The following is a 10,423-nucleotide window of genomic DNA, read 5'->3' on the forward strand; positions in this document are numbered from 1 at the left end:
GACCCCGAGGTGAGCGGCCCTTCGCACGAGCGGACTCAGTGGGTGACGAGCCGGTCCTCGAACTTCGCCTGCAGCTCGCGGAACGCGGCCACCTCGGCGTCGTAGGGCGCGGACGGCGCGAGACGCGTCGGGTCCGGGGACACGACGAACGACACGAGCCAGCCCAGCGACTCGGAGGAGGCGAGCGCGTCCTTCACGGACTCGTCGCCGGCCCACTCCGCCGCGTCCTCGAACAGCTCGACGGCGAGGTCGAGCTGCTGCGGGTCGAGGGAGTCGGGGCCCTCCTCCATGTCCTCGGCGATGCCGGTCAGCACGTAGACGTTCTCGTCGTCCACGTCGACGTCGAGCTCGCCCGCGGTGGCCTTGACCTTCACGTCGTTCCACGTCTCGACCTCGGCCAGGTCGTGGTCGTCGTTCTCGGCGACGAAGCGGCTCAGCGCGCGCCCCGAGCCGAAGGCCTCGATCTTGCCGCGGCGGCCCAGGAACACCGGGTCGTCGCCGAGGTAGCAGCGCAGCGTGTAGAACTCGCCGGCGGACGTGATGATCTTGATGGGGTCGATGCCCGCGTCGGCCCAGAAGCCGGTGGGCGCCGCCTTCTCCTCGTCGCCGGCGTCGGCCGGGTCCTCGACCTCGGCGGCGGCGGCGGTCTCGGCCTCCAGGGCGGCGAGCTCCTCCTGCGCGACGGCGAGCTGCTTCTCCGGGACCTCGGGGGTGTTCACGACGCTGTCGATCGCGTCGAGCACCTCGTCCCACTTCTCGGAGACGACCTCGGACATCGCGTCCCACAGCTTCGCGCCGTCACGGCCGCTGAACGGCAGCGTGCCCTGCGGCAGCAGCGAGAAGCCCTCGGCCGCGTCGAGGACCTCGTGCACCTTCTCGAGGTCGCACACGTCCGCGAGGGAGCGCACGATCGCGATGACGTCGGCGAGCTCACCGATCGTCCAGGTGTCCGGGTCCTCCGCGATCAGCTCGGGCACGCCGACCAGGTCGAACTGGTGGTTGTCGTCGGGCGACAGGTCCGCGACGCCCAGCGACGGCACGACCGGCCACGCCGGGTGGTCGGTCAGGTCGTGCTCCTCGGCGGTGCGCACGAACGCGGCGAGGTGCGCGGCGTCGGGGAAGACGAACAGGTCCTCCTCGTCACCGAGGAACGCCTCCCACTCCTCGCCCTTCTCGCGCCAGCGAGGTGCCCACAGCGTGACGACGTCACCCTGCGTCAGCCCCAGCTCGATGGGGACGATGTCCTGCGCCATCCTGACCTCCCGGTCACGCCTGCCTGATGCCGTGGACGAGGGTAACGGTGCTGATCACCGCAACCACATGGGGTTCTCGAAGAAGGCGTCGTCGTCGGTGTCCTCGGGGCGCGGCGTCCGCGGCCTGCGCTCCGGCGGTCCCTGCTCAGCAGGGGCGACGGGGGGCACGACGGGGTTCCACGTCGCGCGGAACGGCGAGTCGCCCGCGATCGACTCGACGTCGATCGCCACGCCGTCGCCGAGGGCCAGCGCCACCTTGTTGAAGCTCGTCTGCACGGCCGCGTCCGTCGCGAGCCGCACGGTCTCGGTGACGACCTGGCCGACCGCGCGGGCACCCCGGGTGAGCAGCGCGGGGTGCAGGTGCAGCGCCCTGATCTCGCCCTTCGCCGACGCCGTGACCATGCACAGCCCGCTCGGGTGCTCCACGGTGGCGGTGAGGGCCTTCAGCTCGCGCTGGAGCCGCTCGGTGGCCTGCACGCGCTCCTCGTTCACGGCCGCCACCCGTGCTCGTCGTCGTCGCGGGTGTTCTCGATCCCCATCGCGGTCAGCTCCCGCGGGTCGACGACGCGTTCCAGCGTCCGGTGCAGCTGGGCGTCGGCGGCGCGCCGGGCCTTCTCGGCGATGCGCACGATCTCGGCGGCGAGCCCGTGCGGGCCCATCCGCAGCGACGCGGGGCTGACGGTGATCTCCCGGGGCGGGCCGCCGGGCGTCGCGACGACCGTCACGGCGCCGTCCGGAGAGGACACCCGTGCCGTGATCGGACCGCTGCGCGCGGCGTGCTCGGCCACGGCGCGCTCGACCTCGCGCACCTTGCGCGCGGCGCGTTCGGCGTCGTCGTCCACGTGATCACCCCCTGGTGAGGACAGTGTGCCGCATCCCGCCGTTCCCGGCGGGCCGGTCGTTAGGGTCGGGGGCATGACCGATCCCCGCGAAGTCGTCGAGGCGCTGCTGCGCGCCACCGAGAGCTGCGATCCCGACGAGGTCGTGCGGCTCATGGCCGACGACGTCGTGTGGCAGAACGTGCCGCTGCCGCCCGCCAGGGGACGCGCCGCGGTGGCGAAGCAGTTGCGGGCCATGCACAAGGTCGTCCACGAGGTCGAGGTGCGCGTTCACAACATCGCCGTCAACGGCGACGTCGTGCTCACCGAGCGGACCGACGTGATCGGCCGCGGGGCGTGGCGCGCGGAGTTCTGGGTCTGCGGCACGTTCGTGGTGCGCGACGGGAAGGTCGTGCTGTGGCGCGACTACTACGACAACGCCACCTTCCTGTTCGCCTGCCTGCGGGGACTGGGCAGGGCGGCCCTCACGGCCGCCCGCGGGTTCGCTCAGCCCGTCGGCCGGTAGAAGCCGTAGAACGACATCCCGGAGTTCGAGGTGCGGATCGGCTGCACCTGCACCGGGTCGCCGGCCTCGACCATCTGACCGTTGCCGATGATCATGGCCACGTGCCCGTCCCACACCACCAGGTCGCCGGGCAGCACGTCACCGGGAGGCACCGAGGCGCCCATCGCCTGCGAGGACGCCGGGCGCGGGATGTCGAAGCCCGCGCCCGCGTACGCCCACTGCGTGAGGCCGGAGCAGTCGGTGCCCTGGGGCGGGTTCGCGCCACCCCACACGTACGGGGTGCCCAGCGCCGACAACGCGTTGCGCACGGCCATGGCCGCGGTCTCGTTCGGCGCCTCGGAACTGCTGCCGTCGGGCAGGTTCACGCCGACGCCGTCGCCGGGCTGGGGCGGGATCGCGACGGGGAGCCGGGGGCCCGATCCGCCACCACCGCCCCCTCCGCCGCCACTGCCGGAGCCGCCTCCGCCGCCACCGCCGCCCGATCCGCCGCCGCCCCCGCCGCTGCCGCCGCCCGAACCGGAACCGGGGCCCGCGCCGGGGTCGTGCTTCGCGGGCGGCACCTCGGTGGCGCTCGCCGTCATGGTGGTGCCCTCGTCGCCGCCGAGCGGCTCCCCGAGCTTCTCCAGCGCACCCCGGTCCGGCGTCTGCAGCCCGGTGAGCTGCCCGACGAGCTGGGTCAGCTGGTCGCGCACCTTCTGCAGCTCGGCCGAGGTCTTGCTCTGGTAGTCCGCCGCCATCCCGGCGAGCTCGGCCATCGCGGCGAGGACGAGGCCGGCGCCGGAGAACTTCGACGCGGCGACCGCGGCCTCGAGCTTCGGCGTCGCCTTGCCGACGAACTCGTCGATGAGGCCCTGGATCGCGGTGCGCCCGCCGGTCACCGCGGTCACACCGGTCGACGCGACGGTCTTGATGGTGGAAGCGTTCGAGGACAACAGGTTCGCGGCCGTCGCGAAGGCCGAGACGCGGCCGGTGAACCCGTTGGCCTTGTCGCCGGACCACGTGTTGAGCACGGCGGTCGAGGCCGAACCGTGCCGAGTCGCGAGGTCGGTCATCGCGGTCTGCGCACGCCCGAACGCGTCGGCCGCGCGCGTGGCGCCACCGGTGTCGCCGTCGAGCTTGGCGAGGTTCTCCTTCATGGGAGCCAGGAACTGGCTCAGCATGCCTTCGGCGCTCACGTCCGCGCCGCCTTGTCGATCGAGGCCTTGTGCGCGTCTTCCTGCGCGATGTAGGCGTCGCGCGCCTTGGCGACCGCCGTGCCGAGCCCGGTCAGCCCGGTGGCCGCGGCCGCGAGCGCGTCGAGCTGGGCCTGGGCGGCGGCCTGGAACGCGGCGTTGAGCCCGACCTCGTTGCCCAGCTTGCCGAAGCAGTCTCCGGGCAGCGCCGTGGTGCCGTTCAGCGTGCCCGTGCCGACCGAGCCCACCTCGCCCGCCAGGCCGCTGACCGCCGACGCGTACCCGGTCAGGGCGTCGAGGTCGACCCTCAGACCTTGCTCCGCCATTCATCCCCCAGTCGTGGCCTGTTCGCCCCGATCCTGCCCCGATGAGCGGTACCTCGCCCGTCGTTCCGCCAAGATCATGGGTCCGTGGGTGTGATCGAGCACTGGAACCGGATCCTGGCCTGGCTGGCGGAACACGCTCCCGCCACCCGTGCCGTGCTGCGTCCGAGGTACGACGCGCTGCCGGAGCTCCGGGTTCCGATCGACCTGCAGCTGTGGTGGAGCGTCTTCGGCGGCACCGCGGAAGGCCTGTACGCGGAGATCCTGCCGCCCTTCTACACGCCGCTGGGGGCGGACCGCGCGTTCGTGCTGAGGGACACCCGCACGAGCAGGGCGGCCGACGCTTCCGAGGCGGGCTCGCCGACCGGCTGGTTCCACCCGGAGTGGCTGCCGATCGCGTTCGACGGCACGGGTGACGTCCTGGCGGTCGACCTGAGACCGGGCGTGCTGCGCGGCTGCGTGGTCGAGTGGGACCAGGAGCGCAACGAGATGGTGAAGCCGGAGTACGCCTCGCTCGCGGAGATGTTCGACCAGGTGGCGACGGCCCTGGAGAACCGCGGCTCGGTGGGGCACTGCTTCCCCGAGGTGAACTCGGCGGAAGAGCTGCACTGGCGCACGAGCTAGCTCATCGCACGCCGGCGAGCGAGCGTTCCGCCTGCTGTGCGCGCTCCGCCTGCCGCGGGGGCGCCGCCGTCACGCGGGCGCGCACCGCCAGCACGGCCAGCGCGCCCAGCCAGCCCAGCGCCGTGCCGGTGGTGTTGGTGATCAGGTCGTCCACGTCGAAGATCCGGTTGGCCCACAGCAGCTGCGCGCCCTCGACCACCAGCGAGACGCCGTAGCCGATCAACGCGGCCTGGCCGAGCGGGCGACGGCCCCAGAACAGCAGCATCGCCCCGAGCGGCACGAACAGCAGCACGTTCAGCGTCATCTGGTCGAACGCGATCTGCCCGTCGCGGATCGTGTCGGCGACCCACTGGAACGGGACCAGCTGCACGGCCTGGCGCGGCGGCACGAACTGCATCGGCAGGAAGGTCGCCGAGAACAGCATGCTCGCGTACACGGTGATGGCGGTGCCGCGGAATGTCAGCCGGCCGAACAACACCTGCGGGGCGAGGAAGACGACCGAGAGGAAAACGCCCCACTGGATGCTCGCGAGCTGTGCATTCGTCATGGATCCAACGTAAGAAAACCGGCCCTCGGCGCACATCGCGCTGAGGGCCGGTTCCGTTCTCGTACTTCCGGCCGAGTGCTACTCCGCCGCGTAATCCCGCGGGCTGATGCCGCGGAGCACCGGACCGCACGCCAGGGCCGCGACCAGCGCGACCACGACTCCGACGCCCACCGGGGCCAGCACCCACGGGGTGATCGGCATCTCGCCGTGGCCCACCAGTCCGCGGGCCAGGCTGAGCAGTCCGAGGCCCACGACCAATCCCGCGCCGCACGCCGCCAGCGTGACGGCGAACACCGGCAACATCACTTCCCGGCGCAATGCGTGGGCCAGAACGCGAATGGGTGTTCCGGCCGCTATCAATGCGCCGAAAGTGCGCCTGCGGTCGATCACGGAACCCGCCGCGGCCACCGCCGCGCCGATTCCGCCGAGCACCGCCGCGATCGAGAGGCCGATGACGGTGGCCCTCTCCAGGTCGGCCACGAGCGTGTCGCCGTAGAGCTGGTCGCTGTTCGCGAGCCGCGCGCCGGGCAGGGTGCCGACCAGGGCCGTGTGCACGAGGTCGCGGTTCTCGGCCGTCGTCGGCACGGCCACCAGCGACACCTCGCCGCCGACGGCGGGCAGCAGCTCCCGGTCGATCACCACGCTCACCCGCCCGCTGCCGGAGAAGGGCCGCGTCTCGTACCGGCCGGGCAGCGTCGTCTCGGACCGCGCGGACTCGAACCTGGTGCCCGGCAGGGGTTCCGCCGCGTACACGGCGGGACCGGGCCGGCAGGTCAGTCCGGGCAGCACTTTCGCCACCTCCTCGCAGCGGCCCACGACGACAGCCGTGCCGCGGGTGTCGTCGCCGACCGTGCCGTCGAGCATGGTGACGATCGGCGCGGAGGTCGCGAGCCGCAACGGCGTGACGTCGTGCTGCACGCCCTCCGCCACGAGCGTGTTCTCGGCCCAGGTCTCGTCGCGGAACGGGACCTGGCTCTCCAGGCCGGGCAGCATGGTCAGCGCCATCGACCCGGTGAACACCGCGATCACCACGCCCGCCGAGCCGCGGAACGCCGCCACCGGGTCGCCCGCGAGCCGCCGCCCGGCCAGCAGGGTCGACGGCCCGCGCCACCGCCCGACGAAGAACCTGCCGACCCACGCCGTGAGCACGGGTCCGGCCAGCACCAGTGCGAGGGCCACGCCGCCGAGTCCGAGCAGCACGACGGTGAACTGGTTGTCCCCGCGCGCCTGCTGCGCGTAGGTGACGCCGAGGAAGAACACGCCGATCGCGCCGGCGATCATCAGCAACCGCCACGGCCGCACCGTGCGCCTGCTCCCGGCGGCGAGCGGCTGGTTCACCACCCGCCGCAGGCCCAGGACCGCGGCCCCGACGACCAGCACCGGTGCGAGCAGGGCCACCGCCGCCACGACCGCGGGCGAGGGCACGAAGTCGCCGGGGAACCACGTCCCGCCCTCCCACGGGATCGTGGCGGTGACGTGGCTGAACGGCTGGGCCAGCAGCACGCCCAGCACGCTGCCCACCACCGCGCCGATCGCGGTCTCCACGGCCGTCATCACCACGACCTGGCGGGGACTGGCGCCCGCGAGCCGCAGCGCCGCGAGGCGCCGTTCCCGTTTCGCCGCGGTCAGCCGGGCGGCCGAGGCGACCAGCACCAGGCACGGGACGACCAGCACCACCAGTCCGACGCGGGTGAGCAGGGTGAGCATGCTCCGGTAGTCGTCGGCGTACGGGCCGGTGCCGCCCCGCAGGTCGGGCGCGGGGTAGCCGGCGGGCACCTCGGCGTGACCGATGATCGCGACCAGTTCTCCCGGGTACTTCAGCGCCTCCGGCCCGAGCTCGGCGATCTGCCTGCCGGGGAACCGGTTCCCGAGCTTCTCCGGCGGGGTCGTCCGCACGAGGTCCGCGAGGGCGGGGGACAGCAGCACCTCGCCGGCCTCGGGGAACCGCGCGATGCCCTTCGCCACCGCCACGTCACCGGGCCGGGTGCGCGCCACGTCGAAGCGCTGGATCAGCGTGTCGCCGTAGGAGTCCCGGTTCACGGCGACGGAGATCGCGCCGTCGTCCTTGCCGCCGAAGACCTCGCGCCACAGCGTGCGGTCGGAGCGCGCCTGCAGCGCGTTCGGCGCGGCCACCAGCCACAGCACCAGCGACACGGCGATCATCACGCCGAGCGCGACGAGCACGGTCGCGATCTGGCTGCGCCGGTCCCCGCGCAGCACCGCGAGAGCGATCCTCACGCCGACACCCCTGCCGCGATGCGCCCGTCCTGGATCTCGACCACGCGCAGCGCCCGGTCCGCGATCGCCTTGTCGTGCGTGACGATCACGATGGCCGCGCCGGTCTCGCTCGCCGCCTGCAGCAGGACGGTCATCATCTCCTGGCCGGTCCTGGTGTCGAGGGCGCCGGTCGGCTCGTCGGCGAAGATCACCCGCGGCTGGTGCGCGAGGGCCCGCGCGATCGCGACCCGCTGCGCCTGCCCGCCGGACAGCTCGCCGGGCCGGCGCTTCTCCATGCCCCGCAGGCCGAGGCGCCCGAGCCACACCCGCGCCGCGCCGAGCGCCTCCTCGCGCGACCCGCCGCCGAGCAGCATGGGCAGCGCCGCGTTCTCCTCCGCCGTCAGCTCGGCCACGAGCATGCCCGACTGGAACACGAAGCCGAACGCCGTGCGCCGCAACGCGCTGCGGCCCGTCTCGGTCAGCTCGCCGATCGCCCTGCCGTCGAGGAACACGTCGCCGCCGTCGGCGCGCAGGATGCCGGACAGCACGTGCAGCAGCGTCGTCTTGCCGGAGCCGGACGGGCCCACGACGGCGAGCACGTCCCCGGCGGAGATGTCGATGTCCACCCCGGCGAGCGCGTGCACGTCGCCGTAGGTCTTGACCAGGCCACGAGCGGCCAGAACGGGATTCATGACACTGAAGGTGCCGGGAACGGGCGCCGAAAACCTCAGCCTTGACGACACACCGGATCAGCCGGATGACCGAGGCCGGAGAGGGGGCGGGGTCCTACCGTTGTCTCCCGTGGACAGTCATCGGGGCCAATGGCCGATCGCCGCCGGGCTTGCGTTGCTGATGCTGGGCGAGCTGATCCTGATGGACGGGCCGCGCGGCGGCGAGGCGCTCGTGTGGCTGCTCGGCGTGCCGTTGTGCATCGTCGCCGTCACCTCGTTCAAGTCGCGCGACTTCGTCGTCCCGGTGGCCGTGGCGTCGGTGCTGGCGTCGTCGTTCGCGATGCGGTTCTTCGACGTCAGCCTGCCCACCATCCTCAGCCCGCTGACGATCGCGGAGACCGCCGCGTTCCTCGTCATCACGGCCGTGGTGGTGCGCGAGGAGCCGCAGCGCGCGGCCACGTGGTCGGTCGGCTCGCTGGTGGTCGTGAGCCTGATCGCCGCGATCGTGCGCGACAACTGGCTCTTCAACGGCAACTACAACGAAATGTTCGGCGCCTTGGTGCTCGGCTTCACCGCCGTCGGCACCGGTCTGTACTTCCGCGCCCGCGACACCGAGAGCGGCCGGCTGCTCGCCGCCGCGGTGACCGACGCGCAGAAGGAGGAGCGCATCGCGCTGGCCCGCGAGCTGCACGACGTCGTCGCCCACCACGTGACGGGCATGCTGGTGCAGGCGCAGGCGGCGCTGGAGGTCTCCGACGACGACCCGCACGCCGCCCACCGGTTGCTGCCGGGCATCGTCCGCTCGGGCACGGAGGCGCTGGGCGCGATGCGGCGGCTCGTCGGCACGCTGCGGCAGGGCGAGAACGACGCCGCCACGACCGACCTCGCCGCCGACGTGATCGCCGCGGTCGAGCGGACCCGCGAGCTCGGCATCGAGACCAGGCTGCGCATCGACCTGCCCGACGAGGTGCCGCCGGAGCTCGGCCGGTCGGTGTTGCGCCTGGTCCAGGAGTCGCTGACCAACGTGCACAAACACGCGCAGGGTCCCACCGCCATCGACGTGGAGATCTCCCGGACGGGCCGCGGCGCGCTGCGGGTGGTCGTCGCGGACGACGGCCGGCCGGGCGAGCTGAACCACGGCGGCTACGGTCTGGTGGGAATGCGCGAGCGGGTCGACCTGCTCGGTGGCCTGTTCTCCGCGGGCCCGCGCGAGAACGGCTGGCAGGTGCTCGCCGAGCTACCCCTGGAAGGGAAGAAGTGATCTCGGTCCTCATCGCCGACGACCAGGAGATGGTCCGCGTCGGCTTCCGGATGATCCTCGAGAAGCAGCCCGACATCACCGTCGTGGCCGACGTGGCGGACGGCATCGCGGCCGTGTCCGCCGCGCGCGAGCACCAGCCGGACGTGGCGCTGCTCGACATCCGCATGCCGGGCCTCGACGGCCTGGAGGTCACCAAGAAGCTCTCCGGCTCCACCAAGGTCGTCGTGGTGACCACGTTCGACCTGGACGAGTACGTGCACACCGCCCTGGAGAACGGCGCGTCCGGGTTCCTCACGAAGGACGCCGGCCCGGCGCTGCTCGTGGAGGCCGTGCGGGCGGCGGCGCAGGGCAACGCCCTGATCTCGCCGCAGGTGACCGTGCGGATGCTGGAGCACTTCTCGCGGCCGGCTCAGCGACCGGATCTCGGGCTGCTGACGGCTCGGGAGCAGGACGTCGTGCGGGAGGTGGCGCGGGGGCTCACCAACCAGGAGATCGCTTCGGCGTTGTTCCTGTCGTTGTCGACCGTGAAGACGCACATCGCGTCCGTGCAGACGAAGTTGAACGTGCGGAACCGGGTGGGGATCGCTTCCTGGGCCTGGCGGGCCGGGTTGGTGAACTCGTGACTTCACCTGAGACCGAGTTTCCTCGGTCTATCGGGAAGGTGGCGGCTCGTGAGCTGGCGGTGCACGGTTATACGACGTTCGAGTCGTTGACTGCGGTTTCTGCCGCGGAGTTGTTGAGGATTCACGGGGTTGGGCCGAAGGCGGTTCGGATCCTCGGGGAGGAACTGGCGGCGCGGGGCCAGGCTTACGCCGCCGGCTAGGTGGTCGGGTTTTTGCGGCGAGTTCCTGTTTCAAGAGCGGGGCTCCGCCCCTGCACCCCGCCAACTGATCAAAGACCGGCCAGCGCCGTCTGCGGGTTGATGGCACGCCTGTTTCGTTGGGCGGCTTGCTGTTGCGTGGGTGGTGCGGTTCGGGTGGGGTGGTCCCGTCTCGAACCGGGCCAGAGCGA

At 72.3% G+C, this 10,423-nt stretch carries 12 protein-coding genes; 4 read left to right on the forward strand and 8 right to left on the reverse strand.

Annotated elements, in window-relative coordinates; genetic code table 11:
• Positions 1-35 precede the first annotated feature (35 nt).
• Genes ACFWGZ_RS34980 through ACFWGZ_RS34990 form a run of 3 tightly spaced genes read right to left on the reverse strand, consistent with a single transcriptional unit; the run spans position 36 to position 2,095 of the window.
• The gene (locus ACFWGZ_RS34980) at positions 36-1,253 is read right to left on the reverse strand and encodes a primosomal protein (protein ID WP_382455869.1); all 1,218 of its coding nucleotides are present in this window, start codon (positions 1,251-1,253) and stop codon (positions 36-38) included.
• A 54-nt stretch (positions 1,254-1,307) separates the two neighbouring features.
• Positions 1,308-1,745 carry a YbaB/EbfC family nucleoid-associated protein gene (locus ACFWGZ_RS34985; protein ID WP_382455870.1) on the reverse strand — a complete coding sequence of 146 codons (438 nt, stop codon included), beginning with the start codon at positions 1,743-1,745 and terminating at the stop codon, positions 1,308-1,310.
• Entirely contained in the window at positions 1,742-2,095 is a 354-nt protein-coding gene (locus ACFWGZ_RS34990) for a YbaB/EbfC family nucleoid-associated protein (protein ID WP_382455871.1), read from the reverse strand. Before ACFWGZ_RS34990 ends, ACFWGZ_RS34985 begins: the two co-directional genes overlap by 4 nt.
• A gap of 73 nt (positions 2,096-2,168) precedes the next feature.
• Between ACFWGZ_RS34990 and ACFWGZ_RS34995 the strand changes: the two genes are divergently transcribed.
• Positions 2,169-2,597, forward strand: coding sequence for a limonene-1,2-epoxide hydrolase family protein (locus ACFWGZ_RS34995; protein WP_382455872.1), 429 nt, complete (start codon positions 2,169-2,171; stop codon positions 2,595-2,597).
• On the opposite strand, the gene ACFWGZ_RS35000 is transcribed toward ACFWGZ_RS34995, so the two are convergent.
• Positions 2,579-3,772, reverse strand: coding sequence for a C40 family peptidase (locus ACFWGZ_RS35000; protein ID WP_382455873.1), 1,194 nt, complete (start codon positions 3,770-3,772; stop codon positions 2,579-2,581). The two genes, ACFWGZ_RS34995 and ACFWGZ_RS35000, sit on opposite strands and share 19 nt — an antisense overlap.
• A complete protein-coding gene (locus tag ACFWGZ_RS35005) occupies positions 3,769-4,095 on the reverse strand; it encodes a type VII secretion target (protein WP_382455874.1) in 327 nt (108 codons plus the stop codon). The genes ACFWGZ_RS35000 and ACFWGZ_RS35005 overlap by 4 nt, the downstream gene beginning before the upstream one ends.
• A gap of 84 nt (positions 4,096-4,179) precedes the next feature.
• Between ACFWGZ_RS35005 and ACFWGZ_RS35010 the strand changes: the two genes are divergently transcribed.
• Positions 4,180-4,716, forward strand: a complete 537-nt coding sequence (locus ACFWGZ_RS35010) for an SMI1/KNR4 family protein (RefSeq protein WP_382455875.1) — start codon at positions 4,180-4,182, stop codon at positions 4,714-4,716.
• A gap of 1 nt (position 4,717) precedes the next feature.
• Here the strand turns inward: ACFWGZ_RS35010 and ACFWGZ_RS35015 are convergent, their stop codons facing one another.
• The 3 genes from ACFWGZ_RS35015 to ACFWGZ_RS35025 all read right to left on the reverse strand — a co-directional run bounded on the left by ACFWGZ_RS35015 (position 4,718) and on the right by ACFWGZ_RS35025 (position 8,172).
• The gene (locus tag ACFWGZ_RS35015) at positions 4,718-5,263 is read right to left on the reverse strand and encodes a VanZ family protein (protein WP_382455876.1); all 546 of its coding nucleotides are present in this window, start codon (positions 5,261-5,263) and stop codon (positions 4,718-4,720) included.
• 78 nt (positions 5,264-5,341) lie between these two features.
• Positions 5,342-7,501: an FtsX-like permease family protein gene (locus ACFWGZ_RS35020; RefSeq protein ID WP_382455877.1), complete on the reverse strand. Its 2,160-nt coding sequence runs from the start codon at positions 7,499-7,501 to the stop codon at positions 5,342-5,344.
• Positions 7,498-8,172, reverse strand: coding sequence for an ABC transporter ATP-binding protein (locus ACFWGZ_RS35025; RefSeq protein ID WP_382455878.1), 675 nt, complete (start codon positions 8,170-8,172; stop codon positions 7,498-7,500). Before ACFWGZ_RS35025 ends, ACFWGZ_RS35020 begins: the two co-directional genes overlap by 4 nt.
• Positions 8,173-8,281: 109 nt before the next feature.
• Here ACFWGZ_RS35025 and ACFWGZ_RS35030 point away from each other — a divergent pair, with 109 nt between their 5' ends.
• Both ACFWGZ_RS35030 and ACFWGZ_RS35035 read left to right on the forward strand, forming a co-directional pair.
• On the forward strand, positions 8,282-9,412 hold the full coding sequence (locus ACFWGZ_RS35030) for a sensor histidine kinase (RefSeq protein ID WP_382455879.1): 1,131 nt from the start codon (positions 8,282-8,284) through the stop codon (positions 9,410-9,412).
• Complete coding sequence (locus tag ACFWGZ_RS35035) at positions 9,409-10,035, forward strand: response regulator (RefSeq protein ID WP_382455880.1); 627 nt, start codon at positions 9,409-9,411, stop codon at positions 10,033-10,035. Before ACFWGZ_RS35030 ends, ACFWGZ_RS35035 begins: the two co-directional genes overlap by 4 nt.
• Positions 10,036-10,423: the final 388 nt, after the last annotated feature.

The sequence above is a fragment of the Lentzea sp. NPDC060358 genome (genome assembly GCF_042725365.1).
In the GTDB taxonomy this organism is placed as follows: Bacteria; Actinomycetota; Actinomycetes; order Mycobacteriales; family Pseudonocardiaceae; genus Lentzea.